At 46.1% G+C, this 26815-nt stretch carries 27 protein-coding genes and 1 pseudogene; 18 read left to right on the top strand and 10 right to left on the bottom strand.

From position 1 onward, the window contains the following. Window positions 1–34: 34 nt before the first annotated feature. The 7 genes from sufU to iscR are packed head-to-tail and all read right to left on the bottom strand — an operon-like array spanning window position 35 to window position 6158. The gene (gene sufU / locus C8R30_RS08805) at window positions 35–514 is read right to left on the bottom strand and encodes a Fe-S cluster assembly sulfur transfer protein SufU (protein WP_090666862.1); all 480 of its coding nucleotides are present in this window, start codon (window positions 512–514) and stop codon (window positions 35–37) included. After that, a complete protein-coding gene (locus C8R30_RS08810) occupies window positions 514–1776 on the bottom strand; it encodes a cysteine desulfurase (protein WP_107789960.1) in 1263 nt (420 codons plus the stop codon). Before C8R30_RS08810 ends, sufU begins: the two co-directional genes overlap by 1 nt. Window positions 1777–1779: 3 nt before the next feature. Further along, window positions 1780–3081, bottom strand: a complete 1302-nt coding sequence (gene sufD / locus C8R30_RS08815) for a Fe-S cluster assembly protein SufD (RefSeq protein WP_107789961.1) — start codon at window positions 3079–3081, stop codon at window positions 1780–1782. Next, window positions 3078–3875, bottom strand: coding sequence for a Fe-S cluster assembly ATPase SufC (gene sufC / locus C8R30_RS08820; RefSeq protein ID WP_090666868.1), 798 nt, complete (start codon window positions 3873–3875; stop codon window positions 3078–3080). Before sufC ends, sufD begins: the two co-directional genes overlap by 4 nt. Then, window positions 3872–5308, bottom strand: a complete 1437-nt coding sequence (gene sufB, locus C8R30_RS08825) for a Fe-S cluster assembly protein SufB (protein ID WP_107783884.1) — start codon at window positions 5306–5308, stop codon at window positions 3872–3874. Before sufB ends, sufC begins: the two co-directional genes overlap by 4 nt. Window positions 5309–5310: 2 nt before the next feature. Further along, on the bottom strand, window positions 5311–5664 hold the full coding sequence (locus C8R30_RS08830) for a HesB/IscA family protein (RefSeq protein WP_107783885.1): 354 nt from the start codon (window positions 5662–5664) through the stop codon (window positions 5311–5313). Window positions 5665–5690: 26 nt separating this feature from the next. Then, a complete protein-coding gene (gene iscR / locus C8R30_RS08835) occupies window positions 5691–6158 on the bottom strand; it encodes a Fe-S cluster assembly transcriptional regulator IscR (protein ID WP_090666874.1) in 468 nt (155 codons plus the stop codon). A 1361-nt stretch (window positions 6159–7519) separates the two neighbouring features. Between iscR and C8R30_RS08840 the strand changes: the two are divergent. The 5 genes and pseudogenes from C8R30_RS08840 to C8R30_RS08860 all read left to right on the top strand — a co-directional run. Beyond that, window positions 7520–8068 (top strand): annotated as a pseudogene (locus tag C8R30_RS08840) (shikimate kinase); the annotation flags it as partial. 139 nt (window positions 8069–8207) lie between these two features. Next, window positions 8208–9308, top strand: a complete 1101-nt coding sequence (gene aroB, locus C8R30_RS08845; RefSeq protein ID WP_090666878.1) for a 3-dehydroquinate synthase — start codon at window positions 8208–8210, stop codon at window positions 9306–9308. Further along, entirely contained in the window at window positions 9301–10425 is a 1125-nt protein-coding gene (locus tag C8R30_RS08850) for a deoxyguanosinetriphosphate triphosphohydrolase (RefSeq protein ID WP_107789962.1), read from the top strand. The genes aroB and C8R30_RS08850 overlap by 8 nt, the downstream gene beginning before the upstream one ends. Window positions 10426–10507: 82 nt before the next feature. Beyond that, window positions 10508–11263 carry an ankyrin repeat domain-containing protein gene (locus C8R30_RS08855; protein ID WP_181257784.1) on the top strand — a complete coding sequence of 252 codons (756 nt, stop codon included), beginning with the start codon at window positions 10508–10510 and terminating at the stop codon, window positions 11261–11263. 107 nt (window positions 11264–11370) lie between these two features. After that, on the top strand, window positions 11371–12045 hold the full coding sequence (locus C8R30_RS08860; protein ID WP_090666884.1) for a tetratricopeptide repeat protein: 675 nt from the start codon (window positions 11371–11373) through the stop codon (window positions 12043–12045). Between the two features lie 127 nt (window positions 12046–12172). Here the strand turns inward: C8R30_RS08860 and C8R30_RS08865 are convergent, their stop codons facing one another. After that, window positions 12173–12775 (bottom strand): nitroreductase family protein, encoded by a 603-nt coding sequence (locus C8R30_RS08865; RefSeq protein WP_090666886.1) that lies wholly within the window; start codon window positions 12773–12775, stop codon window positions 12173–12175. 210 nt (window positions 12776–12985) lie between these two features. Between C8R30_RS08865 and C8R30_RS08870 the strand changes: the two genes are divergently transcribed. Both C8R30_RS08870 and C8R30_RS08875 read left to right on the top strand, forming a co-directional pair. Beyond that, the gene (locus tag C8R30_RS08870; protein WP_090666888.1) at window positions 12986–13594 is read left to right on the top strand and encodes a cytochrome P460 family protein; all 609 of its coding nucleotides are present in this window, start codon (window positions 12986–12988) and stop codon (window positions 13592–13594) included. A gap of 74 nt (window positions 13595–13668) precedes the next feature. After that, window positions 13669–14241 (top strand): peroxiredoxin family protein, encoded by a 573-nt coding sequence (locus C8R30_RS08875; protein ID WP_090666889.1) that lies wholly within the window; start codon window positions 13669–13671, stop codon window positions 14239–14241. Between the two features lie 54 nt (window positions 14242–14295). On the opposite strand, the gene gloB is transcribed toward C8R30_RS08875, so the two are convergent. After that, on the bottom strand, window positions 14296–15060 hold the full coding sequence (gene gloB / locus C8R30_RS08880; protein WP_090666891.1) for a hydroxyacylglutathione hydrolase: 765 nt from the start codon (window positions 15058–15060) through the stop codon (window positions 14296–14298). 34 nt (window positions 15061–15094) lie between these two features. Here gloB and C8R30_RS08885 point away from each other — a divergent pair, with 34 nt between their 5' ends. Genes C8R30_RS08885 through dnaQ form a run of 3 tightly spaced genes read left to right on the top strand, consistent with a single transcriptional unit; the run spans window position 15095 to window position 17106 of the window. Beyond that, the gene (locus tag C8R30_RS08885) at window positions 15095–15859 is read left to right on the top strand and encodes a class I SAM-dependent methyltransferase (RefSeq protein ID WP_244887989.1); all 765 of its coding nucleotides are present in this window, start codon (window positions 15095–15097) and stop codon (window positions 15857–15859) included. Window positions 15860–15905: 46 nt separating this feature from the next. Next, a complete protein-coding gene (rnhA, locus tag C8R30_RS08890; RefSeq protein WP_090667011.1) occupies window positions 15906–16391 on the top strand; it encodes a ribonuclease HI in 486 nt (161 codons plus the stop codon). A 19-nt stretch (window positions 16392–16410) separates the two neighbouring features. Continuing rightward, on the top strand, window positions 16411–17106 hold the full coding sequence (gene dnaQ, locus C8R30_RS08895; RefSeq protein WP_107789963.1) for a DNA polymerase III subunit epsilon: 696 nt from the start codon (window positions 16411–16413) through the stop codon (window positions 17104–17106). Window positions 17107–17162: 56 nt separating this feature from the next. Here dnaQ and C8R30_RS08900 read toward each other — a convergent pair whose 3' ends face one another. Further along, the gene (locus tag C8R30_RS08900; protein ID WP_090666895.1) at window positions 17163–18548 is read right to left on the bottom strand and encodes an aspartate aminotransferase family protein; all 1386 of its coding nucleotides are present in this window, start codon (window positions 18546–18548) and stop codon (window positions 17163–17165) included. 424 nt (window positions 18549–18972) lie between these two features. Here C8R30_RS08900 and ndk point away from each other — a divergent pair, with 424 nt between their 5' ends. Genes ndk through bamB form a run of 8 tightly spaced genes read left to right on the top strand, consistent with a single transcriptional unit; the run spans window position 18973 to window position 26725 of the window. Next, window positions 18973–19398, top strand: a complete 426-nt coding sequence (gene ndk / locus C8R30_RS08905) for a nucleoside-diphosphate kinase (RefSeq protein WP_090666897.1) — start codon at window positions 18973–18975, stop codon at window positions 19396–19398. A 27-nt stretch (window positions 19399–19425) separates the two neighbouring features. Then, window positions 19426–20550 carry a dual-specificity RNA methyltransferase RlmN gene (rlmN, locus tag C8R30_RS08910; RefSeq protein ID WP_090666899.1) on the top strand — a complete coding sequence of 375 codons (1125 nt, stop codon included), beginning with the start codon at window positions 19426–19428 and terminating at the stop codon, window positions 20548–20550. Beyond that, entirely contained in the window at window positions 20547–21326 is a 780-nt protein-coding gene (gene pilW / locus C8R30_RS08915; RefSeq protein ID WP_090666901.1) for a type IV pilus biogenesis/stability protein PilW, read from the top strand. Before rlmN ends, pilW begins: the two co-directional genes overlap by 4 nt. 3 nt (window positions 21327–21329) lie before the next feature. Continuing rightward, entirely contained in the window at window positions 21330–22277 is a 948-nt protein-coding gene (locus tag C8R30_RS08920; protein WP_090666903.1) for a helix-turn-helix domain-containing protein, read from the top strand. A gap of 50 nt (window positions 22278–22327) precedes the next feature. Then, the gene (ispG, locus tag C8R30_RS08925) at window positions 22328–23572 is read left to right on the top strand and encodes a flavodoxin-dependent (E)-4-hydroxy-3-methylbut-2-enyl-diphosphate synthase (RefSeq protein ID WP_090666904.1); all 1245 of its coding nucleotides are present in this window, start codon (window positions 22328–22330) and stop codon (window positions 23570–23572) included. Then, window positions 23565–24824 (top strand): histidine--tRNA ligase, encoded by a 1260-nt coding sequence (gene hisS, locus C8R30_RS08930; protein WP_090666907.1) that lies wholly within the window; start codon window positions 23565–23567, stop codon window positions 24822–24824. The genes ispG and hisS overlap by 8 nt, the downstream gene beginning before the upstream one ends. A 26-nt stretch (window positions 24825–24850) precedes the next feature. After that, entirely contained in the window at window positions 24851–25498 is a 648-nt protein-coding gene (locus tag C8R30_RS08935) for a tetratricopeptide repeat protein (protein WP_090666909.1), read from the top strand. A 36-nt stretch (window positions 25499–25534) separates the two neighbouring features. Continuing rightward, entirely contained in the window at window positions 25535–26725 is a 1191-nt protein-coding gene (bamB, locus tag C8R30_RS08940) for an outer membrane protein assembly factor BamB (RefSeq protein WP_239654078.1), read from the top strand. Window positions 26726–26815: the final 90 nt, after the last annotated feature.

Consider the following 26815-nt stretch of genomic DNA (forward strand, 5'->3'; position numbering starts at 1 on the left):
TGAATACTAATAATGCAAAATAACTTTATTCTAGTTAAGCATTGGTTGCGGTTTGTGCCGAATTTTCCGTTGCCTCGGTCGAGGCCATAGCTACGGAATTCAGAGCAGCATGCAGTGTATGCCATGGTAGAATTGCACACTTGACACGTGTGGGCAGATCACGGACACCCGCGAATACCGCAAGTCTACCGAGATGATGCGGTCCTTCAAGATCAAGATCGCCCACGACCATTTCTCGAAATTCCTTAATCAGTGTTTCCGCTTCTGCGCGTGATTTTCCTTTGACGTTAGCAGTCATCATCGAGGCAGATGCTTTACATATTGCGCAAGATTCACCATGAAACGCTATGCGATCAATTTTTTCTCCTTCCAGATGCAGGGCCACTTCGATACGATCGCCGCAAAGCGGATTGTGCCCTAAGGCATGATGATTGGCATCATCAAGCGTTCCATAGTTACGTGGTTTGCGATTGTGATCAAGAATGACTTCCTGATAAATTGATTTCAAATTCATTATGAGAAAACCTTTTGTACAGATTGAATACCTGCCACCAGCGCATCAACCTCGGCCTTGGTATTGTAAAAAGCGAATGAAGCACGTGAAGTGGCGGGTATATTGTAGCGTTGCATGATGGGCTGTGCACAGTGGTGACCTGTACGTACAGCGATACCTTCTTGATTGAGAAGTGTGCCGACATCATGTGGATGTACACCCTCGATTGTGAACGATATGACAGCTACTTTTGTGCGCGTATTGCCAATAATACGAACCCCCGGCATCCCCTCAAGCTGCTCGGTTGCGTAACTGAGCAATTCATGCTCATAAGCTGCAATTGTATCCATGCCGATTTTTGATAAATATTCAATCGCGCTACCGAATCCGATCGCTGCGGCAATCGGTGGCGTACCTGCTTCGAATTTATATGGGATAGTGTTATAAGTTGTTTTCTCAAAAGTAACTGAAGCGATCATGTCGCCCCCACCCTTGAAAGGCTGCATGGATTCCAATAAATGTGCTTTCCCATACAGAATACCAACGCCAGTAGGACCGCACATTTTGTGAGCAGAAAAAGCGTAGAAGTCACAATCAAGATCTTGCACGTCAATTTTTATATGGGCAGCAGCTTGAGCGCCATCAACTAACACAGGCACGCCCTTCATGTGGGCAAAGGCAATCATGTTTTTAATTGGATTGATCGTGCCTAGCGCGTTTGAGACATGAGTGATTGCGACAAAGCGCGTTCTGGAGTTGAAGAGCTTTTCGTATTCCTCAATTAAAAGCTCGCCAGCATCGTTGATGGGCACGACACGTATCCTTGCGCCTTTTTCTTCGGCGAGCATTTGCCATGGCACAATGTTCGAATGATGCTCCAGATTGGTCAGTATGATTTCATCGTCTTGCTGAATAAACTTGCGGCCGTAGCCATGCATAACTAAATTAATCGACTCAGTCGTGCCGCTAGTGAAAATGATTTCTCTATCTTCTCGTGCGTTAATAAAATGCTGCAATGAACGTCGCGCAGTTTCGTATTCATGTGTGGCGACTTCGGAAAGATAATGTACCGCCCGATGAATATTGGCATGTTGTGCCGTCTGGTAGCGTACCAAGCGATCAATGACCTGTTGGGGCATTTGACTTGATGCGGCATTATCCAGATAAACAAGCGATTTATCATTTACGCAAATATCAAGAATCGGGAAGTCGGCACGATAGCGTGTTGCGAGCTCGGAAGGGGAGAAAGTGTTCGTATTCAATAAAGCGTCAACAATTTTCATGTTTCAGGAAATCTGTGTTCTTGCAAGTACAATGCCTTCAAGTTGTTTCTTAAGCGAAGGGATCGAAATGCGATCAATCACTTCGCCACCAAATGCATAAGTAAGTAAATTCCGTGCAGCGAGATCAGAAAGACCACGGCTCTGTAGGTAGAATATTTCTTCTTTGTCGAGTTGACCCACTGTTGCTCCATGAGCACATTTCACATCATTAGCAAATATTTCAAGTTGCGGTTTAGTATCGACACGAGCCTTATTGGTCAGTAAGAGATTACGACTCAGTTGCGAGGAATCAGTTTGCTGCGCATGGGGGCGCACCATGATTTTTCCATTGAAAACACCGTGTGCCATGCCGTCAACGATACATTTGTGGAGCTGCCGGCTCTTGCCATGCGGTTTTACGTGATCAATGAAAGTATGGGTATCTGCAAGTTGTTGATCAGAAATCAATGCCAAACCGTCTGCTGTGCACTCGGCACCTTCGCCATTCAAGAGGATATTCAAGTTATAGCGTGAGATAAAAGCTCCGAGAGTGATGCTGATCGAATGATATTGACTTGCAGGGGCAAGTGATACAGTACAGTTTCCAATATGAAAAGCCTGCTGATTATCACGTTGAACACGAATATGTTCGACGTGCGCATTACTGCCAAGACTCATTTCAACAACGGTGTTGGTGACATAAGCATCTTTCTCGGTACCGATGTAATCTTCCAAGATCCTCACTTTGCTGCCAGATTCAGCGATTACTAAACATCGTGGGTAACTGGTCACTGCTTTTTGGTTAGCAATAAATAGCAGATGAATCGGTGCTGTCTCAGATACATGCTGTGGAACGATAATGCAGGCACTGTCACGCAGAAAGGCAGTATTCAATGCAGTAAAGATATCGTTCCGATATTCTGCTAAGTTACCTAGCTTGTGTGCGATTTTCTCACCATGGGTTGCCATGAGTGAAGATAAGCTGCCTACAACGATACCTGTGGTATCACCAATACTGGAAAGTTCGGGCGCGAATTGACCGTCTACGAATACCAAACGATGGGCGGTTTCTGCGAGATAATAGGGTTCCCCAGCAGAAAGGGATAATTCTGCTGTAGGGTAAGCCGCGGGATATGGCAGGCGGTTAAGCGGCGAAATATCAGTAAAACGCCATTCTTCATCTCCTGTTGTTGGCATTCTGAGCGTGCCGACACTTTCCATTGCATTGGCGCGCAGCTGATCGAGCCAATTTGATGAAGCAGCAGGCGGCCGCTGCCACGACTGGACCAAATTCTCGAGATAACCATTGCTGGTCATGGTACTCATACCTGGACTCCTGTGGCATTATGGTGGCTTTTGGCATTTATCCAATCATAGCCGCGCGCTTCCAATTCCTTGGCAAGCTCTTTGCCGCTTGTTTTAATGATTCTTCCCGCTTCCATCACATGCACATAGTCCGGTACGATGTAATCTAGCAAACGTTGATAATGTGTCACGAGTATGATTGCATTGTCTTTATTGGCAAGCTGGTTTACGCCATTTGCAACAATTCTTAGCGCATCGATATCCAATCCTGAGTCTGTTTCGTCAAGTATGGCGAGCATGGGCTCAAGCAACGCCATTTGCAAAATTTCATTACGTTTTTTCTCTCCCCCAGAAAATCCTTCATTCACACTACGATCCAGAAAATCTGGATTCATTTCAAGCAATTTCATTTTTTCGCGCACGAAATCATCGAATTCAAGCGGGTCGAGCTCTTCTTTGCCTCGTTGGGACTGTACGGTATTATAGGCTAATCTCAAAAATTGATTGTTAGCAACGCCTGGAATCTCGATAGGGTATTGGAACGCAAGAAATACACCCGCGCGTGCGCGCTCTTCCGGTTTCAGATCAAACAGATCTTGGCCATTGAAAAGAATAGTACCTGCGGTTACTTCATAGGCAGGGTGCCCTGCTAAAACTTTGGCGAATGTGCTTTTTCCTGAACCATTGAGTCCCATGATCGCATGTATCTCACCACTTTTTATTGTGAGATTGACACCTTTTAGTATCTCAATGCCGTTTACATTGGCATGTAAATCTTGAACTTCAAGGAGTGTTCTGCTGTTTTGTTCGATCATCCGACGCTTCCTTCTAATTTAAAACTGAGTAATTTCGTTGCTTCAACGGCAAATTCCATGGGAAGTTGCTGGAATACTTCTTTACAGAATCCATTGATGATCATTGATACCGCTTCTTCGGTACCAATACCGCGTTGCATGAAGTAGAAAAGTTGATCTTCACCTATTTTTGAGGTCGAAGCTTCATGCTCAACTTTGGCGCTGTTGTTATGCACCTGGATGTAAGGGAAAGTATTGGCGCCGCATTGATCACCTATGAGCATCGAGTCGCACTGCGAATAGTTACGTGCATTTTCAGCAGTAGGTGTGACTCTAACTAGTCCGCGGTAGCTACTATTTGAGCGGCCAGCCGAAATACTCTTGCTGATAATTGTGCTGCGTGTATTTCTGCCAATATGGATCATTTTGGTACCCGTATCAGCTTGCTGAAGATTATTGGTTACGGCAACTGAATAGAATTCTCCGACCGAATTTTCGCCACGTAAAATGCATGAAGGATACTTCCAGGTAATTGCAGATCCTGTTTCAACTTGAGTCCAAGAAATGCGTGAGTTAACACCTTTTGCTAAACCTCGTTTAGTAACAAAGTTGTATATTCCACCAATTCCATTTTCATCACCTGCGTACCAGTTCTGAACGGTTGAGTACTTTATCTCAGCATTATCCAATGCAATTAACTCAACGACAGCTGCGTGCAGTTGGTTGGTATCGAACTGGGGAGCGGTACAACCTTCCAAATAGGAAACAGATGCGCCTTCCTCGGCAATAATCAGCGTACGTTCAAACTGCCCTGATCCTTCGGTATTGATCCGGAAATAAGTGGATAAATCCATCGGGCATTTGACGCCTTTCGGAATGTAACAAAAAGAGCCATCCGTAAACACAGCCGAATTGAGTGCAGCGTAGAAATTGTCACCAACAGGTACAACCGTTCCAAGATATTTTTTTACTAATTCTGGATGGTTGCGAACAGCCTCGGAGATAGAGCAAAAAATAATGCCTACCTCCGCAAGTTTTTCTTTATAGGTAGTTGCAACCGATACGCTGTCGAAAATTACATCCACGGCAACACCTGCTAGCGCTGCTCGCTCGTGCATGGGTACCCCTAGTTTTTCGAAGGTACGGAGTAACTCTGGATCGACTTCATCCATACTAGCAAGTTTTTTCTTGGGTTTGGGAGCCGAGTAGTAACTGATGGACTGATAGTCAATTTTGGGGAATTTGACGTTCTGCCACTGCGGCTCTTTCATACTGAGCCACTTTTCATAGGCTTGTAATCTGAACGTCAGTAACCATTCGGGTTCATTTTTCTTGGATGAAATCAGCCGGATGATATCTTCGTTAAGTCCTTTGGGCGCTACATCCGATTCTATTTCTGTAACAAAGCCATGTTTGTATGGCTGATTTACAAGATTCTGCAGTACAGCACTCATTTTTATATGTTTTCCTTAGACTTTTCAGATGTTTTGAGACTGAAGCTTTCACCGCAGCCGCATGTATTTTCAATGTTGGGATTGCTGAACTTAAACGTGCTATTCAAGCCTTCCTTAACAAAATCTAGCTCTGATCCATCCAAATAAGATAAATAATCACGCTTTACGAGAACTTTGGCATTGTGAAACTCAAAAACACAATCATCTTCTTGTAACTCGTCGGCGTAGTCAAAGCTATAGGCATAACCAGAGCAACCAGATTTTTTTAAACTGATACGTAAAGCTAATCCCTTGCCACGTTTTGTCAGTTGTAGCTGGATTTGTTTGGCCGCACGCTCGGTCAGTGTGATTGCCATGATATTCTCTCTGTCGTTGGGTATAGCTAAAATGCGGCTTCACGCATATCGTATAATTTGACGACAGCTTGTTCGCGTTGTTGATCGCGTTGTTTTTGCTCGTCGACCAATTGTTTTAATGTTACGCCACCTAAGTAATTAAAGATAATGTCATTGAGTTCCGCCCACAGATCATGGGTCATGCATTTGCCGTCATTTAGACAATTTTCTTTTCCGCCGCAACGTGTATTGTCGATGGGTTCATCAACAGCCAAGATGATATCGGCGATAGATACTTGATCCAAACTTTTGGCTAAACAATAACCTCCTCCAGGTCCACGGACACTGTCAACGAGTTCGCGTTGGCGTAATTTTGCGAACAATTGTTCAAGATATGACAGTGAAATTTTTTGTCGCTGACTGATATCAGCAAGTGTGACGGGTCCACTACTGTGCTGCATCGCGAGATCCAGAAGTGCTGTCACTGCGAATCGTCCTTTCGTTGTCAGTCTCATACCAGATTCCTTAGTACAGTAAAAAGTTTTGATAAATAAGCGATAAGCTGCTTGCGTTAATACTTGATTATTTTAGTCAACTATACAATACCCGACTGAACTAGTCAACTATATTGATATGAATTTTTTAAAGTAATCCCGAGGAGAAGAATGGGAGAGAAATGATCTACATTTAGCTGCGGTCAATCTTATTGATGGCAATATAGATCGTATTTTTGGTACTGGGCGTCTGAATCTCATTTTCTACGGGTAATTAAGATTGGAAATATCCGACTAGGAAAGGGTTTGTTCCGGAATTCGACGAATTGACAATAATCATAAGGGTTTCCAGGATAAATTCAGTCGTATGCGGTTTCAATCTCAAGGCAGGTAATTGCTTGATAAAATCAAAAGTAGCACCCCGGTACAGGTTGAACTTCTGAGGCATATAAAAAGTGATTTGGCAGCGTAGATAAGCTGATCCGGCAAATCAAGAATCTATTTTCGGATAAGGCATTTCATTTTCTTTGATTTAGCTTTTTTACGCTTGAGAGTTAGTCATACGAAAAAAGGGTCAGACGCAGTCTTCGCGCATTGTGAGTTTAGGATTCCAAAACTGTAAATTAGTTCTTTGCTGGTGTCTTTTCGATGGATTACGTTGATCGCATCAAGCGTTTTATCGGCTATTCTATTAGTTATACTGACAAAATTGCATGATTGCGCTTGATGAATCTCTGCTCCCTTTGTTGGATTCAATCAGTATAAAGCAAAATAAAATAACATCTCTTTAGCGAGCCTACCCAGTTAAGTAAATTAAAGATCAAATTAATGAGGGGTTTGAATGATCTAGGGGTGAATTTTAGTGGTTTTCTAGCAAAAAAGTTGACGCAAATCAGCCTTATTGCAAGTTGCATGGATGTTGAAAGCCGTTTGTGGTTTGCAAAGTGAAGCGGGTTATGATTCTTGTGTATAAATCATGGCTGCAGGTTTGCGTTCAGCAAGTAAGTGTTCTTATCCGGCGATCTTCTTCATGGTGCGCCAGATCAAAGCGGTAAGGGGGGTGTGCTTGAGTGGTTGATGAGTTGCAGTATTAATATGTTATAGGCTCAAGCCCTTGGGTCAGGAAATTAAAATTATTGTTTCGAATACATTGTTTCGAATACATCAACTACGCTCAATTTCCCAACCCAGTTAGGTTATATCCCCATAAGAATATAGCTTGCCTGGTGGTATGAGTGGGGTCCATCTGCTTCATACCTGGTGCTTAGCTATGTCAATAGTCACCGAATGCTTATTTTTTGCACCAAGCATGTTCTGGATTTTTTTGTTGGAAGCTTTGGAATCCCTGCGTTGGCAGAAATATTTCCGTTACAATTGCTGCTATGCAATTAATTAAAAATACAGCTAAAAAGAATCAGAATGTCAAGTTTCTACAAGGGAATATTATTCTTGTGGGAATGATGGGTGCGGGAAAAACAACAATAGGTAAATTGTTGGCAAACCATATGGGTAAAACATTTATCGATTCTGATCATGAGATTCAGCAACGAACAGGGGTTAAGATTCCCGTAATTTTCGAAATTGAAGGAGAGGCTGGATTTCGTCGTCGTGAAACCGAGGTGCTGCAAGAATTAGTTCAGGCAGAAAATATCGTGCTGGCGACTGGGGGTGGCGCTGTGCTAAGTGGGGAAAATCGCACCTTATTAAGACAGCATGGCATTGTCGTTTATTTAAGTGCATCCGTGGATGAATTGCAGCGTAGGACACGCTCCGATAAAAATAGACCGCTCCTTCAGACGGATGATTTACATGCTCGGTTAATGGAGCTGCATGCGCAGCGCGATGCGCTCTACCGAGAAACAGCGCATATAATTATTGATAGTGGAAAACAAGGCGTGCGCTCTTTGGTTCAGCGCTTGGCCCGTAAGCTACTTTTCTTCAAAATAAAAAAACTTCGTGCTGAAGCTGTAAATCGAAAAAAATGTGGTCTCGCTTTATCAAGCAAACAAACATTAGATTCAAGTCAAACTGATTTCCCGGAAACAAAAAATAGTCTTTATGAATAATAGTATGCAGACAGTTAGGGTGGAATTGCATTCTGGCGATGAAGATCGAAGCTACCCTATCCATATCGGCAAAGGATTGTTGGCGCAAACCGATCTGCTCTTGCCGCACTTACCACAAAAACGGGTTGCTATTGTAACCAATACAACTGTCGGACCTTTGTATCTGGCGCTGTTACGTACCGCTCTCGAGGGGCAAGGTATTGCATCGATTGAAATTACTCTGCCTGATGGCGAAGATCATAAAAATGGCCAAACATTAAATTTGATTTATGAAGCACTGCTTGCGCAGCGCTGCGAGCGAAAGACAACTCTTATTGCATTGGGGGGTGGGGTGATTGGTGATTTGACGGGATTTGCCGCTGCAACTTATTTGCGGGGTGTGCCCTTCGTTCAGATACCCACGACTTTGTTGGCGCAGGTTGATTCTTCTGTTGGCGGTAAAACGGGTATCAATCACCCCCTTGGTAAAAATATGATCGGTGCGTTTTATCAGCCGCGGGTGGTCATTGCCGATAGCGATACATTGAACACTTTGCCTGATAGAGAGTTGCGTGCGGGCATAGCTGAAGTGATTAAATATGGCCTCATACGCGACGTGCAATTTTTTGAGTGGTTGGAGCTGAATATGATCAGGCTTGTTGCGCGCGACCCTGATGCGCTCAATACAGCCATTCGCCGCAGTTGTGAGATCAAAGCCGAAATCGTTGCGGCGGATGAACGTGAAGGTGGTGTGCGATCATTACTCAATCTCGGCCATACCTTCGGTCATGCAATTGAAAATGCGATGGGTTATGGGGTTTGGCTACACGGGGAAGCGGTTGCGGCCGGTATTATTATGGCTGCAGAATTATCTAGGCGACTTAAATTAATTAATGAATATGATTTAGAACGTATACGCAGGATATTCCAATTGGCAGGGTTACCCATCGTTGCCCCCAAATTTTTGTCGGAGGATTACTTTAGCCTGATGAAACTTGATAAAAAAGTTGAGGAAGGAAGAATGCGTTTTATTTTGTTGAACAAGATTGGGAAAGCGATGATGAGTCATGAAGTTCCTACATCAATTTTAACTGAGACATTGGTAACTTGTATGGCGAATGAATAGTTTGGCGTCCTACGCTGTCACAATCGCTAATTCGCGCGGACGTGCTATCAAGGAGGAACCTCCTGCTGGTAGGAGTGAATTTCAGCGCGATCGTGACAGAATTATCCATTCAACCGCTTTTCGCCGTCTTGAGTATAAAACGCAAGTCTTTGTCAACCATGAAGGAGATTTGTTTCGTACGCGTCTGACGCATAGCCTGGAAGTCGCGCAGATCGGGCGCTCTATTGCGCGTAATTTACAGCTGAATGAGGATTTGGTCGAAGCAATTGCGTTAGCACATGATCTTGGGCATACCCCTTTTGGTCATGCAGGCCAGGATGCCTTGAATAACTGCATGAGCGCGTATGGGGGGTTCGAGCATAATTTACAGTCTCTCAGGGTGGTTGATGTTCTGGAAGAACGTTATGGCGCGTTTGATGGTTTGAATTTATGCTTTGAAACCCGTGAAGGGATTTTGAAGCATGCTTCAAAGAAACATGCTGAAAAACTGGGTGAGGTGGGCAAGCGTTTTTTAGTTAACCAACGGCCTTCGCTGGAAGCGCAGCTTGCCAATTTGGCCGATGAAATTGCGTATAATAATCATGATGTAGACGATGGTTTGCGTTCTGGCCTGATAACTTTAAAGCAACTAGAGGAAGTGGTCATTTTTTCCAGACATTTGTTTCAGGTAAAAAAAGCTTATCCTCATCTTGCTAATCGTCGCTTAATTCATGAGACGATTCGTGGGATGATAAATAGTCTTGCGTCAGATTTGACGCGGCAAAGTAAAATCAATCTTGATCATACTCAACCGAGGGATCCCGATGCGGTGCGATTGGCACCATGTCTGATAGGATATAGTGAGCAAATTAAATTAGAGCAGCAGGAATTGAAACGTTTTTTGCGACAAAACCTTTATAGGCACTTTCAAGTGGTACGCATGAGTAATAAAGCGCGCCATACGATACAAGCATTATTTAATGCATTTAGCTCGGATATTCGAATGCTGCCTCCAGCTTATCAGGACAAATTTTCAAAATATGGCCATCAAGCGATCGCTGATTACATTGCGGGTATGACTGATCGATTCGCAATCAAGGAATACCAGCGATTGTTTGCCATCAGTGAAGATTCATAATCATTCTGTGTGCAGGTAGCATTGTGATGGACTCATAGGATTCCCAACTGAGTAGATACATTATATGAACAAGGAGAATGTAATGCTCTGGTCTAAAAATAGCTTTACTTTATGCGCCTTGGTGGCGTTGTTACTGTGTTTTTCCAGTCATTTAATAGCTAGCCCAGGAAAGAGTGATCTAATCAATGCGGTCGAGCGTGGCAGTTTATCTCAAGTCAGGGCACTCTTGAACCAATCTGATAGAACAATTGAAGCTCACGATAAAAGCGAAGCCTTGTTAAGCTCAATTCAACAAGGTCATGAGGGTATTGCTAAGCTGCTAATCGCATCGGGATCAGATGCGAATGTCAGAGCAGAAGATGGTTATTCGGCGCTTATGCTGGCGACGAGGAACGATCGGATAGGCATAGTGCAGGCGCTGCTGGATGCCGGAGCCGATATCAACGCCGCTGGTGACGATGGGATGACTGCCTTGATGGTGGCATCCCAAAGAAATCATATGGAGATCGCTCGCCTATTGCTTGATTCAAGTGTCGATGTCGATGCGGCGAATGACGCTGGCGTCACCGCACTCATGCTGGCTTCTCAAATGGGGAATCAAATTGTGATCCAGTATTTGTTGCAAGCCAATGCTCAAATCAATAGCCAAGCAAAGAACGGTGCGACAGCTTTGATGCTAGCAGCGCAAAATGGTCATCAGGCGGCGACGATGGTTTTGTTGGCAGGTGGCGCAGATGTGAATATTGAAGCTGAGAATGGTGCTACTGCGTTATTGTTGGCAAAAGTATATAAACACAAGGGGGTTGTTGATTTGCTACGAAAAGCGGGTGCCAAGTAAGAAGCTATGCACTAAGACAGTTGAAGGCGCCTGATTTTAATAGAATCAGAGTGTTATAATATTTTTTGTTTCTATCCTAATATATAAAAGAAAAGCGAAATAATTCGATGAATATACGTATTTTTACATTGTTGGTCTTGATTTTGCTCATGGTTGCTGGCTGTGGTGACGAGTCTTCAACGAGGGAATCTGCTGCTGAAAAATCCTCCACGGTTTTGCCGCCTGAGATTACGACGCTTAGTGAATTGCCCTCAGTGCTGCGGGAAGGGTTGACATCGGAAGAACAGACTGAATTGCTAAAAAAAATCATGCCAAGTGCCGATGATGGCTTAACGCCGGAAGAACGCTTTTTAAAGCTACGTGAGGAAGCCGAGGCTGGGGATGCGGAAGCACAAAACGCAATGGGTACTTTATTCTATACTGGGGATGCGATATCCAGAGATGAAACAGGAAAAATCAAGGACCACGACCTTGAAGCGGCAGCAGGATGGTTTTTCCGAGCAGCTGAGCAGGGGCATGCAGGAGCTCAATTCAATCTAGGATTGTTGTTTGCAGAAGGTCAGGGCGTTCCCCAAGACTCTGCAAAAGCGGCTGAGTTATTTACCAAATCTGCGGAACAGGGTAACGTGGATGCGCAGAACAATATTGGGGTGATGTATTTGATCGGTGAGGGTGTGGAAAAAGATACCGAGAAAGCAATAGCGTGGTTTGAGAAAGCCGCGGCTCAGGGAAATGAGGATGCTCAGGAAAATCTGAAAGCGATACGTAATACTGGAAACTAGCTTGGTGTGGACGGCTGCATTAAGCGTTGAGGAATCTGTACGATTAAGCTTTGTGGGTGCTTAAACACCCAATAAAGCGAATTTTTCAGGTTGACTTTCGTGCTTGTCTTCCGGCTATCATGGCTTATTAGAATGAATTGTAAACAACGATTTCTTCCAAAAGCAATTGCCCGCCGCGCGGCCATGCTTCCTTAACGCCCTTACCGATCACAACGAACATGGAAATTACATAGTCTTCAGGCAGATGAATGAGGTTTGCGACGGCTTCGAAATCGAACCCATCCATAGGGCACGATGCGTACCCCATTTCCTCTGCAGCAAGCATCAGTGTCATGGCCGCCATACCGCATGAGCGCATGGCTTCATCGCGTTGTGCCTGTTCTTGGTCACGATAATATTGATCAATGGCCGGTAAAAGAAATTCACGAGTTGCCGGGGGTACGTTTTTCCAGTAACGTGCCGGTTCTTTTTGCCAAGCTTTTAAGTCTGCTGCCAGAATAATCAATAACGAAGCGTCGGTAACCTGCGCCTGATCCCACGCGACCGACCTGATTTTGCGTCGCACCTCAGGATCGTTTACCAAAACAAACCGCCAATTCTGGATGTTGAAAGCCGTAGGTGAAAGTGCAGCAAGCGAAAGTAAATGCTTGATTTCAGCATCGCTCAATTTGTGGCTTGGATCAAATGTCTTGATCGATCTACGTTTTTGGATGGCAGTGGATACATTCATTTTCGTTATTTTTATCTTCTGAATTGACAGGGTCGCAATCAAACGGAATGCAGGTGATCCCGGCAAATTAGCGGCAGAGCGATGTTGAAACGCTAGCCTTGACGAAGCATAGGGCGTTCTCTACCATGAAGCGGGCTAAATTTTTATATACTTTAGGTGTCGTTGTTGATTGTAGTGCGTTGAAATTATAAATATCTTCGAGGGTTGATTATGTCACAGTTTAAAAAAATGATGTTAGTCGGTCTGACGCCATTGTTGTTATCAGGTTTATTGGTCGGGCAGGTCAACCGGGTTTCGGCAGCTCAACATCAAAACGGTCAGCATAAAAACACAGAAACAACGTTCGCGCATTTCAATAAAAGCGGGTTGTTGCTGATGCCTAAAAATTATCGAGAATGGATTTTTATCGGCTCACCCGTGACGCCCAAAGATATGAACGATGGAAACCCGGCTTTCCCTGAATTTCACAATGTGTATATTGATCCAGCTAGCTGGGCGCACTGGAAAAAAACAGGGCAATTCCGTGATGGAACGATTATCGTCAAAGAGTTGGTCAGTGTTGGCGCCAAGCAATCGGCAAGCGGCAATGGTTACTTCCAAGGTGAATTCCTTGGGATAGCTGCAACAGTCAAAGACTCAAAACGTTTTGCCGAGCGCCCCAACTATTGGGCGTATTTCGGTTTCAACGGTTATCAAAGTAAAAGCGCAGAACCACAACCTGATGAATCTTGCAATGCCTGTCATCAAGCTAATGCAGCTGAAGATAATGTATTTATCCAGCATTATCCGGTGTTGCGTGCGGGTAAGCCTGGCAAATAAGCAAAGTCACGCGCGGCTGTTTTTATTCAATGCTAACAAACATAAAGTTGGGATACACGAGAGGTCATTAATTAATGAAAATAGATCAAGCGGTTAAGAAAATTATTGCGCCAGAACTACAAACTGTAGGCTGGTTGAATACAACGGAGTCAATTACGCTGGCTTCCCTGCGTGGCAAAGTGGTGTTGCTTCATGCTTTTCAGATGTTGTGCCCTGGGTGCGTGCAAGTTGGGATTCCTCAGGCGCAGCGTATCTATGAAGAATTCAATCCTGATCAAGTTGCAGTGATTGGCCTTCACACTGTCTTTGAGCATCATGCCGTCATGGGCCGCGATGCATTGGAAGTCTTTGCCTATGAATATCGACTGCGTTTCCCGATCGGGATCGATAAGCCGAGCGATCAGCATGTCATTCCCCATACTATGATGGCCTATCAGATGCAGGGTACGCCTACCACGATCTTAATCGATAAAACGGGTCATCTTCGTTTGCATAAGTTTGGTCATATCAATGATTTTATTTTGGGAGTTTCCATCGGTACACTGCTTGCCGAAGAAGTGGATGAGGGCGAACTTGAGCGATTCGATCAGCCTAAAGAAAAGGATGCAGCATCCACTGCCTGTGGGCCAGATGGTTGTGCCGTTTAAATGCTAGGTTTGATATGAATCGGGTCCTAGGCTCAAGCTAATTGTTTTACACGCCTAAAATAGATCTTTCCATCGGCGGATTTCGGTAAAAACGCTTACTGGATCTGACAACACACGGCCAGCATGCTGGTTGGCCGCATCGATCAAAGCGGGCTGGTTGCTACGCAAGAAAGGATTGGTCGCTTTTTCCAGAGCCAATGTCGAAGGGAGCGTGGGGAGGTCGCGTTTTCGTTGCGCTTCTGCTTTGCTGGCACGTTCTGCCAAAACCGGGTTGTTAGGATCGATTGCCGTCGCAAAGCGCATATTGGCGAGTGTATATTCGTGCGCACAATAGATGAGCGTGTCGTCTGGTAATTTTGTAAGTTTCTGCAACGAGGTATACATTTGCTGGGGCGTGCCTTCGAAGATACGTCCGCACCCGCAGGCAAATAGCGTATCGCCACAAAACAGCAGATTTGCGCCATAATAAGCAATATGCCCTGCTGTATGCCCAGGGATATCCAGTATAGAAAAATCGAGTGAGAGTTCAGCGAGATGAATGGTATCGCCTTCGCTGAGGCGATGTGTGAGTCCCGGAATGCTTTCTTTTGCAGGCCCATAGACCGGTAGAGCAAATGCTGTCAATAAAGCTATATTGCCACCTGTATGATCATGATGATGATGTGTATTGAGAATGGCGATAGGCTGCAAGTTTTGTTGCTGTAAATAGGCCATAACGGGCACAGCGTCGCCAGGATCGACAATGGCCGCATAATGCTGATCGCGAATTACCCAGATATAGTTGTCTTTAAAGGCACGAACAGGGTAAATAATAGGCATGATATATCTCTTGGTTGAGTGAGGGCGGGGTGAGATGAAGTTGAACGCTAACAGTATGGTGATCCTTTCCACGTATGCACAGGGCATGCAACAGTGGTTTGAGGGCTCGCTCGGACAATATTTGTTGAAAGAGGAGCAAAATTATTTCGATCGTGTAGTCGTCGATATTTTTGGTTTTCATGCTTTGCAAGTTGGTTTTCCTCAGTTCAATTTCTTGCGTGCCAATCGCATTCCGTTTCAATTTCGCATGGGTATCAGCCAGGGTGCTTCCTTTTACGCACTACCCGATTTTCTCCCAATCGATAGTTGCAGTCTGGATTTGATATTATTGCCGCATATTCTGGAATTCAATTCTAATCCACATCAGATTTTACGCGAAGTGCAGCGTGTTTTAATACCGGGCGGACAAATCGTGATCAGTGGTTTCAATCCGCTTAGTCTGTGGGGTTTAAATCGTTATTTCAAATCGGCAAAGCAAGAGTTCCCTTGGTGCGGTCAATTTATCTCGTTGCCGCGCCTAAAGGATTGGTTGAAGCTGCTCAACTTTGAGATTGTCGGCGGGCGCCTTGGTTGCTATGTGCCTCCTTGCAGTAAAGATCGATGGATAAAGCGTTTCCATTTTATGGAAGCGGCAGGAGATCGATGGTGGCCCATTTCAGGCGGAGTATATTTTTTGCAGGCGGTCAAGCAAGTGCATGGCATGCATATCATCAAACCTTGCTGGGAAAATAGCCTATCAGCCAGGAGGAAAATTGCGTCGGCAACTCAGAAATTCAAAGGAACAGTAAAAAATGAGTGAAATTATCCCTGACAATCAATCACCGAATCAACAAATAAAAACAGACATGCTAGAGGTAACGGACGTGGTGGAGATTTTTACCGATGGCGCATGCAAAGGTAATCCAGGCGTAGGCGGATGGGGCGCGTTGCTCGAATATGGTGGGAAGAAATTGGAGCTCTTTGGAGGTGAGGCGAGAACGACCAATAATCGCATGGAGTTGATTGCGGCCATTCGTGCATTACAGGCATTGGCGTCTCTGCCATTATCGCCTGAGGCATGCAAAATAAGGCTCCATACGGATTCTCAGTATGTTCAGAAAGGTATCAACGAATGGATACATGGCTGGAAGAGGAATGGCTGGCGCACGGCGGATAAGAAGCCAGTCAAGAATGAGGCGTTATGGAAGGAGCTGGATAGTTTATCGCAACGTTATTCAGTTGAATGGTTCTGGGTGCGGGGTCACGCGGGCCATGATGGCAATGAACGTGCAGACGGATTGGCTAACCGGGGAGTGGAATCGATACTGATGAATGAAATGGATCCAACTTAACTGATAAGGCTGAGGATTGATGCGGCAAATTTTTCTTGATACAGAGACGACTGGCCTGGATCCTAAGTTGGGCCATCGCATTGTTGAGCTGGCAGCAGTCGAAATGTGCAATCGGCAGTTAACCGGCCGTCATTTTCATAATTATCTCAACCCTGAGCGGGACAGCGACGCAAGCGCACTGCAAATCCATGGTTTGACCAGAGATTTTTTGCAAGATAAACATAAATTTCATGAGATTTGTGATACTTTCTTAGAATTCATCGAGGGCGCCGAACTACTGATTCATAATGCACCGTTCGATGTGGCGTTTCTCGATCATGAACTGGGGTTGATCAAACTCCCGCCGCTACAAAATTACTGTGCAGGGATTACCGATACCCTCGTACTCGCCAAGGAACGCCATCCTGGCAAGCGGAACAATTTGGATGCTTTGTGCGAGCGTTACCAAGTTGATCATTCTAAACGAACTTTGCATGGTGCATTGCTAGATGCTGAACTCCTCGCCGAGGTTTATTTGGCAATGACCAGGGGACAAGAAAGCTTGCTGATGGAATTGGAGGTTGCTCCTCCCATTGACGATGTGGCGGAGAAGATCGCTGACTTGCGTTTACTTGTTTTGCCCGCTAGCGAAAGTGAACTGGAATGCCATGCGAGGCAACTCGAGAAGATCGATAAAGAGAGCAATGGGCGATGCTTGTGGAAGCTGAATGGCTAGACTGATATACCTTCAGATTCCCGTAGACAAATTTTATGGTCACGTCTTTTTCAGGATTAAGTGCCTGCTTTGAATCGCAGGGCTTTGCTCGCGAGCGTTTTGCCCAAATCCCACACTGCGGCTGGGCCGCGGTGAGCATCTTTTATGACGCTTTGGGTTGCATCGGTGATCCACCGGATATCGGATTCTGTGAGGATAAGCGGCGGAATGAATTTGACGATATTCATGCCATGTCCTGCCACTTGAGACAAAATTCGATGTCGTGAAAACAGAGGCACGGTAATCATCTGCGAAAACAAACCTTTGTTGGCTGCTTCCAGCATTTTCCACGACATCTTTAGAGAAAGACTCTTGGGTTCGGTAAATTCCAGCGCGATCATCATGCCTTTGCCGCGTACTTCCTTGAAGCATTCATACTCGCCTACTAGTGGCCGTAACGCGTCGATGATCGATTGACCGGATTGAGCGGATTTTTCGATTAACTTTTCGGATTCGAGAACTTCGAGTGTGGCTAGGCCGGCGGCCATGGCTAGATTATTTTTACCAAAGGTGCTGCCATGAACGACTGCCCGATCCATTCGGTTGAATACTCGGTCAAAAATCCATTCCTTGCAAGTCAGCGCGCCAACAGGAACGAATCCCCCTGATAGAGCTTTGGCCATACAGAGAATGTCTGGTGTGACTGACCAATGTTCGACAGCCCACCATTTGCCGGTGCGGCCAAGCCCGGTTTGCACTTCATCTGCGATGAATAACGCGCCATAACGGCGTGTCAACTCAGCAGCTTCCGGTAAATAATGATCATCCGGTATCCAGACCCCATGGCCTTGAATGGGTTCCGTAATGAAAGCGGCAACATCTTGTTGGGAAAGCGCTGCTTCCAGCGCATTCAGATCATTGAAAGGAATTTCAATAAAATCTGGCACCAATGGCCCAAAACCCTGTTTGTAGTGGGAATCGCCAGTAGCGGACAATGATCCGAGGCTGAGGCCATGATATCCGCCTCGGCAATAGATGATCTTAGATTTGCCGGTTGCGTATCGGCTAAATTTGATGGCGGCTTCGATGGTTTCGGTGCCAGAATTAGCAAAGAAAACGCGGTCAAGGCCATCGGGGCTAATGGCAACCAGTTTTTCAGCAAGTAAACCGGAAAGTAGCGAGACATCTAATTGAACGAGGTTGGGTAAATCTGCACAAAGGACATCTTGGAGCGTTTGGACGATCTGCGGATGATTGCGTCCTAGTGCGAAAACACCAAAGCCACTGAGTAAATCGAGATAGCGATTACCTTGGTCATCGAATAGATAAGCGCCTTCAGCTTTTACATAATGACGATCGAATCCGATGGTTTTGAGCACTTTGACCATCTGGCTGTTGAGATAGCGATCATGTAGCGCAAAATTCTTTTTTTCACGCTGCTGAATTAGCTCTTTAATATTCATAAACCATGCTCCGCAATAGAACAGTTGTGTGTGAAATGCTGCAAATTTTCTAGGGGCCGTATGTCATCAGAAAAGCGCTTTGCTTATTTTCTTTCAGGCCGCTCAGACCAGAAAAAGAATAGCGATGTGGTGAAATGCCGGAATGTTAAAAAATCTGATCAGATAGTGGGGATTGAGAAAAAGTAATGTCTAGCGAGGGTCATTCTGAGTAACATCCAAAGTGGCTTTCTTTTGTGAATCAGAGCATTATCCTCGTCTGAACATCAAGCTGTCAATACTGCATTGATCGTATTCAGTTGGCTGACTCAAAATCGATAATTTGTAAGACAAACGATAACGTCTTGTCTTAAGCGCGCTTTTTCGGAATCCTTAAGCTTTTTTTGCTAAAATACCTCTCTATTTTTTTAATTTCCTGGAGTGTTTGATGGCTGTTGAAAGAACGTTGTCTATTATCAAGCCGGATGCGGTAGCTAAAAATGTCATTGGTCAAATCTATTCCAGATTTGAAGCAGCTGGATTAAACATTATTGCTGCGCGCATGATGCATCTTTCCCGGAGAGAAGCAGAGGCATTTTATGCGGTACATCGCGAACGTCCCTTTTTTAAAGATTTGGTGGAATTTATGATCTCAGGACCTGTCATGGTGCAGGTGCTCGAAGGTGAGAATGCCATTAGTAAAAATCGCGAACTGATGGGCGCAACCGATCCCAGAAAAGCGGAAAAAGGGACCATCCGCGCTGATTTTGCAGCGAGTATCGATGCGAATGCGGTGCATGGTTCTGATGCACCCGAGACAGCGGCGATTGAAATTGCTTGTTTTTTTCCTACGCTAGCTATTTTTTCACGCTAATGAGATTGATAGCCAGGATTGCTTAGCATGGGTGCTGCAGTTAACTTATTGGATTTGGACTCGGCTGGCCTTACGCGTTTTTGTGAGGAAATCGGTGAGAAACCCTACCGAGCAAAACAATTGTTACGCTGGATACATCAGCTCGGTTGCTCCGATTTTTCTGAGATGAGTGATTTGGCGAAAGCATTCCGGCAGAAATTGACTGAGCTGGCCGTCATTCGATCACCTGAAGTGATGAGTGATCATGTGGCTGCAGACGGTACTCGTAAATGGCTTTTGTCGACGGGTGAAGGAAACGCTGTAGAAATGGTCTTTATCCCAGAAGTCAATCGGGGAACATTGTGCATTTCAAGTCAGGTAGGTTGCGCGCTGGCCTGTAGTTTTTGTTCGACTGGAAGACAAGGTTTCAATCGTAATCTGACAGTAGCCGAGATCATTGGCCAGTTATGGTGGGCAAACAAAACGCTTAGAGATGATGAGGCTATTCGTTTTAACCAGGATAATCCGAACAAAGAGACTGGGCGGGTGATCAGCAATGTCGTGTTCATGGGTATGGGGGAGCCGCTGGCCAATTTCGAGCATGTCGTGACAGCACTGGATTTAATGCTGGATGATCGAGCGTATGGATTGTCCAGACGGAGACTCACGGTAAGTACTTCTGGTCTCGTGCCAGCAATGGATCGGCTTCGTGCACGTTGTCCCGTAGCCCTGGCAGTCTCTTTGCATGCGCCAAACGATTCCTTGCGTGACGAGTTGGTTCCCATAAATAAGAAGTACCCTATTCACATGCTGCTGGCTGCCTGTGAGCGCTATCTGGCTGCTGCGCCGAGAGATTTCATTACTTTCGAGTATGTCATGCTCGACGGTGTCAATGATCGTATTGAGCATGCGCGTGAATTGGTACGGCTCGTTCGATCCATTCCGTGTAAACTTAATTTAATACCTTTTAATTCATTTATTGGATCGGGCTATCGACGTTCCTCACCCGAAGCGATTCGCGTATTCCGCGATATTTTGATGCAAGCGGGGCTCGTGACTACAGTGCGCAAGACGCGTGGTGATGATATCGATGCTGCGTGTGGGCAGCTTGCTGGGCAAGTGTTGGATAAAACTCGTCGGGCCCAACGTAGTCTGATAAGGATGCCCGGATGAATTCCGTGCTAAATGGTATCGCGGCGGGAATATTTGTGTTGTTGATTGCGGGGTGTGCGCAAACACCTACCAAAGGAACGCCGGCTGCCGAAGAAGCGAAAAAGCGGGCACTTCAGAGTGCGCGGATTCATACGGAACTTGCTGGGCAATATTTTAGTCGCCGTCAATATCGGGTTGCGATCGAAGAGGCCGAAATTGCACTACGTGCAGACCCGACTTATGCACCCGCTTATAATGTGCTAGGCTTGGTTTATATGGATTTGCAGGAAGATACGCGCGCAAAAGCGAATTTTGAGCGTGCACTTAGGATTGCGCCCAATGATCCCGATGCGCATAATAATTTTGGTTGGTTTCTTTGTCAGCGTCAGCCCGAACAAATGGAACGCGCAGTAGATCATTTCATGAGCGCGCTAAGGGATCCTCTGTATGAAACCCCAGAAAAAACATATTCGAATGCCGGTATCTGTGTTTTAAAAAATAACGAGTTTGAGCGTGCCCGCACCTTCTTTCAAAAAGCATTGGTCATTCATCCCAACTTTCCATTGGCGGTACTCGGATTGATTGAGATCGACTACAAGCGTGGCGAAATAGGAGCGGCAAAATCCGGCATGACACAGTATATGCAGACTTATGCGCTTACACCGGAAAGTTTGTGGCTAGCCATTCAAATCGAACGGGCGAGCGGGGATCATCAGGCTGAGGCGAGCTATGTTTTTCAATTACAAAGACGTTTTCCAGATTCAAAAGAAGCAAGAGCGCTGCGTGAAGGCAGATAGGATATGAATGAGCGTAACGAGAATAATCAGAATATGCTGGAACCGAAAGGGGGTATTCAGGAAGGCGCAAGTGAATACGCAGGGGAGAAATTGGAGGCGGCAGGTGGATTTGGTCAACTGCTGCGCGCTGAGAGGTTAAAGCGTGGATTAAGCATAAATGAAGTCGCGCGACGACTTCATTTATCAGCCCAGCAAATTCATGCTATAGAGGAAGAAGATTTTAGTAAACTTCCTTCAGGTACATATTTGCGTGGTTTTATCAAAAATTACAGCAACTTGCTTCAACTCGATACCAATGCGATGCTCCGATTGTTAACGCAATCGGCGCCCGTAGCATCGCGCCAAAGCATCTTGAAATCGAGCAGTACGGTGCCTTTGACCGTATCGAAACGATCCTACAGTGGACGGCGTGGATTGGGGACGATCATGGTATTGATACTGGCACTTCTGGGTTATGGTGTTTATCAAGGTGGTGATTGGGATCAAGAATCAGTGACGATACTCAAGGAGCCTTCAGGTGATTTGTCGAACTCACAAACGGAGCATGGCCAGGTAACAATGGAACTGCTGTTGCCGCAATCTTCTCTGGCACCTTTACCAAGCTTAGAGAAACAGCCAGTACCGGAAACACGTTCACCCGAATTTGGCATAGCGCCAACTACGCCTTCTGTGATTGAACCTCCAGTGGTCGAATCCCCTGTCAGTAGCGATAAAACACTGCATTTATCCTTTTCCAAGGATTCGTGGGTGGAGATAAGGGATAGCGATAAAAAAGTGATTTTTGTCAAAACAAATCCCAAAGGCACGGAGCAAGTCATTACTGGAGTACCGCCTTTTTATTTGGTGATTGGCAATGCGAGCGGAGTCAATCTTACGTACAATGGCAGATCTGTCGATATGACGCCCTATACACGAAAGAGTGATGACGTGGCACGTTTTTCGTTAGAATAGATTGTTCAATTTTTTTCTCCAAACGGTAGATTTTTTTAGGTTTTTTGGATATGTCTCAAAATAAGATTTCTTTTCCACGGCGCAAAAGTGTGGGTGTGCGCGTTGGCGCCATTACCATTGGGGGCGACGCGCCTGTCGTCGTGCAGTCAATGACGAATACCGATACGGCAGATGAAGTTGCAACTGCCATACAGGTTGCGCAATTGGCGCGTGCGGGCTCCGAGTTGGTACGCATTACTGTCAATACTGCAGAAGCCGCGAGCGCGGTACCGGCGATACGCGCAAGATTGGATGATATGGGCTGCGATGTCCCGCTGGTAGGGGATTTTCATTTCAATGGCCACAAACTGCTGACGGCTTACCCCGATTGTGCGAAGGCACTTGCAAAGTATCGTATCAATCCGGGGAATGTCGGCCATGGCAAGAAGCGTGATGAGCAATTTGCCACGTTGATCGAGACGGCATGTAAATACGACAAACCCGTACGTATCGGTGTCAATTGGGGAAGCCTCGATCCGGAAATGCTGGCGCGTATCATGGATGAGAACGCCCGTTCCGCTGAGCCGATGGATGCGGGTTTTGTGATGCGTAAAGCGCTTATTACCTCGGCTTTGGAAAGTGCGGCTAAGGCCGAGGAATTGGGTTTGCCACGGGACCATATTGTGTTGTCGTGTAAAGTTAGCGGCGTGCAGGATTTGATTGCGGTTTATCGCGATCTGGCAGCGCAATGTGATTACGCGCTACACTTGGGTTTGACCGAGGCCGGAATGGGTTCAAAGGGGATTGTCGCTTCGACTGCGGCACTGGCTGTGCTATTGTTTGAAGGTATCGGCGATACTATCCGGATATCGTTAACGCCTGAACCTGGAGGAGATCGTACACGAGAAGTCATCGTCGCCCAGGAAATCTTGCAGACGATGGGGCTGCGTGCTTTTGTTCCGTTGGTGGCGGCATGCCCAGGTTGCGGGCGCACGACCAGTACTTATTTCCAGGAACTGGCTGAAAGTATCCAGCTTTATGTGCGCGAGCAGATGGTGACTTGGCGGCAAGAATACGATGGGGTAGAAAACATGACACTCGCAGTAATGGGGTGTGTGGTCAATGGCCCAGGAGAAAGCAAGCATGCCAATATCGGTATTAGCTTGCCGGGCTCGGGCGAGAATCCAGTTGCGCCCGTTTATGTCGATGGGCGAAAAACGGTTACCTTGAAAGGTGATAATATTGCCGGCGAATTTAGGCATATCGTCGACGAATACGTGCGCACCAAGTATCAAAAAAAATCGATCAATGTCTAATGTAATTCAGGCGATCCGCGGGATGAACGACATCCTGCCGGATGAAACGCATTGTTGGGCCTTTTTCGAAGATACCGTCCGCAGCTGGTTAGATGGTTACGGTTATCGTAATATCCGTATGCCTATCGTCGAGCAGACCGATTTATTCATCCGTTCCATTGGTGCCATAACCGATATTGTCGAGAAGGAGATGTACACGTTTGTGGACCATCTGAATGGCGACAGTTTAACATTACGCCCAGAAGGAACCGCTTCTTGTGTGCGTGCCGTGCTCGAACATAATCTATTGTATGCGGGACCTCAAAGGTTGTATTACCATGGGCCGATGTTTCGTCACGAGCGCCCACAAAAAGGACGCTATCGTCAATTCCATCAAGTTGGTGTTGAGGCGCTTGGTTTTTCAGATCCGGATATCGATGCGGAATTGATCATCATGTGTGCCCGGCTGTGGCGTCGATTGGGCATCTCGGGGGTACGTTTAGAAATTGGCACGTTAGGAAGCCCGGAGTCGCGCTCGGTTTATCGTGCGAGACTCATCAAATATTTTGAGCAGTTTCAGAATGACCTTGATGAGGATGCACGCAGACGTTTGTATAGTAATCCACTGCGTATTTTGGATAGTAAAAATCCACTCATGCGCGAGATCCTGGCAGGAGCGCCGCGACTATTAGATGATCTGGATGAAGATTCCTTGAAGCATTTTGAAGTGTTGCAGCGCTTGCTGCACGACCAGGGTGTGAGTTTCGAGATTAATTCTCGACTGGTAAGAGGATTGGATTATTACAATCGCACCGTATTCGAGTGGGTGACCGACAAGTTGGGCGCTCAGGGAACAATCTGTGCCGGTGGCCGTTATGATGGACTGATTGCTCAGATGGGCGGCAAATCTGCACCTGCGTGCGGGTTTGCGATGGGAATAGAGCGGATTCTCGCATTGATGGATGAAACTGAGATAGCTAGACCGGTGGTCGATGTTTACGTCGTTCATCAAGGAGAGCAGGCGACGAGATTTGCCTGGAAAACAGTGGAGCACTTTCGCGATGAAGGTTTAAATGCGATTTTGCATTGCGGTGGTGGAAGCTTCAAATCACAAATGAAAAAAGCGGATGCGAGTGGAGCACGTTTTGCTGTCATCATTGGTGATGACGAAGCAAAAGAGGACGAAGTCAGTATCAAACCATTGCGTGAAGCGGCTGAGCAGGTAAGAGTAGGATTAGAAGAAGCTGGCGTACTACTCAAACGAGTTGAATGATTTAATTATCTGGACGGGTAAATAAAATGGCGGCATATAATCCGGAAGAGCAGGAAAAAATTGAAGGACTAAAGGCTTGGTGGACAGCGCATGGCAATACGGTGATTATTATCCTGACCACTTTGATCGCTACGATCGTCGGTATACAAGCCTGGAATTACTATACAAGACAGCAAGCGCAGCAGGCAGCCGACCTATTCACCGTATTGCAACAACAGGTCGAGAAAAGTGGCGATCCTGTAAAAATCAATGATGCAGCTTACTTGCTGATGGAAGGTTTTCCCTCGAGCGGCTATGCAGCACGCGCAGCGCTGATTGCTGCGCAAGCGAATGTCAATGCTGGAGATCTAGCAGAGGCAAGTGGAAAACTGCAATGGATCCTTGATCATAGCAAGGAGCCTGAGCTGAAAGATATTGCTCGGCTACGCCTTGCAAGAGTCTTGCTGGATGAACAAAAATATGATGAGGCTTTGCGCCATTTGAATGCTGCACATGGAGAATCGTTCGCAGGACTTTATGCCGATATGAAAGGGGATGTGCTAGCCGCTTCTGGAAGCATAGAGGAAGCTCGTGCTGCATATCAGCAAGCTATTGACAAATTAAGTGAAGGGCGAAGTGCCTATCAGAACATCGTGCAGATGAAGCTAGATGGTTTGAGATCACACGCAGAGTAAGAAGGATTTTTCAATTTGTGTTCGGTGCGCGTTTCGTTGCTTAGAATCGACCCTTCTTTTCGATCCCTCATTTTAGCCTTTGTGCTGGCGACGCTGTCCGGTTGCGCAAGTATGGGCGATCTCGGCATTAGCAATCTCGTCGACATGATGAGTAGTAAAGAGGAAGTTGAGGTCGATGAGGAGGAGATTGCAGCGTTAAAAGCTGCACCTGAAATACCCCAGCTCTGGCATTACAGCATGAGTGAGAGCAAGGTCGCCGTATTTTCTCCGGTATATGAAAATGGCGCAATCTATGTTGCCGATACTAAAGGCGTGCTCGCGCGCTTAAATCCCGATACAGGCAAAGAAATTTGGCAAATCAAGACCCGTCACCGCTTTTCTGGAGGAGTCGGTGCAGGTCAGGGTATGCTCCTGGTCGGTACTTTCAAGGGTGAAGTGCTTGCGTTTGATGAAAGGGGGGATGAGCTCTGGAAGGTGCGCGTGACTAGCGAAGTGTTGAGTCCACCACAGGCCGATAATGATGTCGTTGTCGTTCGCAGCGGTGATGGGCGGATTTTTGGTTTGGATGCGGCTGATGGTACGCGCAAATGGATTTACCAAGGACCAACGCCTGCCTTGACCATAAGAAATTATGCCAGCGTGTTGATAACCCGTGGTGCCGTATTCGCAGGTTTGGCGGGTGGTAAGCTGGTGGCTATGAATTTGTTTAACGGAAATGTGGGTTGGGAGTCGACCGTTGCTCAACCCCGGGGTGTGACCGAGCTGGAGCGTATGACGGATATTGTAGGCTTGCCAGTGATTGATGATCAGCAAGTCTGTGCCGTGGCTTATAACGGACGTATCGGTTGTTTTGATATGATGGATGGCAGCCAAATTTGGGCAAGGGATGCATCCAGCAACGCAGGCCTTACCATGGATGGCAACAATGTTTATGTCAGCGAAGATCGTGGCGCGGTAGTGGCTTATGATAAAAGAAGCGGAGCTATGATGTGGAAACAAGCCAAGCTCGGAAGCCGTAAGTTGTCTGCACCGCTGCTTGTTCGTGGTGGATTGTTAGCGGTGGGCGATGCAGATGGCAATGTGACTTTGCTAAGACGCCATGATGGTAGTGTGATAGCACGCGCTGCCACGGATGGCAGCGCTATTCTAAGTAGCCCAGGGTACCTGCCTGACGGCTTTGTCGTGCAAACCTCAAAAGGGGGTGTTTATGCGTTTGCTGTACAATAACATCGCTTTGTGACTCACTTTATACGATAGCACTTTCAGTATTTTCACTACTGGCCTGGTGGTGAAAACACCCTTTTCAGGCACCCATTA

The organism is Nitrosomonas nitrosa, from assembly GCF_003051105.1.
GTDB lineage: Bacteria > Pseudomonadota > Gammaproteobacteria > Burkholderiales > Nitrosomonadaceae > Nitrosomonas > Nitrosomonas nitrosa.

Bases quoted from the DNA above. Each gene is read 5' to 3' on its own strand.
- sufU (WP_090666862.1), bottom strand. From the start codon at position 514: ATGAATTTGAAATCAATTTATCAGGAAGTCATTCTTGATCACAATCGC.
- C8R30_RS08810 (WP_107789960.1), bottom strand. From the start codon at position 1,776: ATGAAAATTGTTGACGCTTTATTGAATACGAACACTTTCTCCCCTTCC.
- sufD (WP_107789961.1), bottom strand. From the start codon at position 3,081: ATGAGTACCATGACCAGCAATGGTTATCTCGAGAATTTGGTCCAGTCG.
- sufC (WP_090666868.1), bottom strand. From the start codon at position 3,875: ATGATCGAACAAAACAGCAGAACACTCCTTGAAGTTCAAGATTTACAT.
- sufB (WP_107783884.1), bottom strand. From the start codon at position 5,308: ATGAGTGCTGTACTGCAGAATCTTGTAAATCAGCCATACAAACATGGC.
- C8R30_RS08830 (WP_107783885.1), bottom strand. From the start codon at position 5,664: ATGGCAATCACACTGACCGAGCGTGCGGCCAAACAAATCCAGCTACAA.
- iscR (WP_090666874.1), bottom strand. From the start codon at position 6,158: ATGAGACTGACAACGAAAGGACGATTCGCAGTGACAGCACTTCTGGAT.
- aroB (WP_090666878.1), top strand. From the start codon at position 8,208: ATGCAGACAGTTAGGGTGGAATTGCATTCTGGCGATGAAGATCGAAGC.
- C8R30_RS08850 (WP_107789962.1), top strand. From the start codon at position 9,301: ATGAATAGTTTGGCGTCCTACGCTGTCACAATCGCTAATTCGCGCGGA.
- C8R30_RS08855 (WP_181257784.1), top strand. From the start codon at position 10,508: ATGCTCTGGTCTAAAAATAGCTTTACTTTATGCGCCTTGGTGGCGTTG.
- C8R30_RS08860 (WP_090666884.1), top strand. From the start codon at position 11,371: ATGAATATACGTATTTTTACATTGTTGGTCTTGATTTTGCTCATGGTT.
- C8R30_RS08865 (WP_090666886.1), bottom strand. From the start codon at position 12,775: ATGAATGTATCCACTGCCATCCAAAAACGTAGATCGATCAAGACATTT.
- C8R30_RS08870 (WP_090666888.1), top strand. From the start codon at position 12,986: ATGTCACAGTTTAAAAAAATGATGTTAGTCGGTCTGACGCCATTGTTG.
- C8R30_RS08875 (WP_090666889.1), top strand. From the start codon at position 13,669: ATGAAAATAGATCAAGCGGTTAAGAAAATTATTGCGCCAGAACTACAA.
- gloB (WP_090666891.1), bottom strand. From the start codon at position 15,060: ATGCCTATTATTTACCCTGTTCGTGCCTTTAAAGACAACTATATCTGG.
- C8R30_RS08885 (WP_244887989.1), top strand. From the start codon at position 15,095: ATGAAGTTGAACGCTAACAGTATGGTGATCCTTTCCACGTATGCACAG.
- rnhA (WP_090667011.1), top strand. From the start codon at position 15,906: ATGCTAGAGGTAACGGACGTGGTGGAGATTTTTACCGATGGCGCATGC.
- dnaQ (WP_107789963.1), top strand. From the start codon at position 16,411: ATGCGGCAAATTTTTCTTGATACAGAGACGACTGGCCTGGATCCTAAG.
- C8R30_RS08900 (WP_090666895.1), bottom strand. From the start codon at position 18,548: ATGAATATTAAAGAGCTAATTCAGCAGCGTGAAAAAAAGAATTTTGCG.
- ndk (WP_090666897.1), top strand. From the start codon at position 18,973: ATGGCTGTTGAAAGAACGTTGTCTATTATCAAGCCGGATGCGGTAGCT.
- rlmN (WP_090666899.1), top strand. From the start codon at position 19,426: ATGGGTGCTGCAGTTAACTTATTGGATTTGGACTCGGCTGGCCTTACG.
- pilW (WP_090666901.1), top strand. From the start codon at position 20,547: ATGAATTCCGTGCTAAATGGTATCGCGGCGGGAATATTTGTGTTGTTG.
- C8R30_RS08920 (WP_090666903.1), top strand. From the start codon at position 21,330: ATGAATGAGCGTAACGAGAATAATCAGAATATGCTGGAACCGAAAGGG.
- ispG (WP_090666904.1), top strand. From the start codon at position 22,328: ATGTCTCAAAATAAGATTTCTTTTCCACGGCGCAAAAGTGTGGGTGTG.
- hisS (WP_090666907.1), top strand. From the start codon at position 23,565: ATGTCTAATGTAATTCAGGCGATCCGCGGGATGAACGACATCCTGCCG.
- C8R30_RS08935 (WP_090666909.1), top strand. From the start codon at position 24,851: ATGGCGGCATATAATCCGGAAGAGCAGGAAAAAATTGAAGGACTAAAG.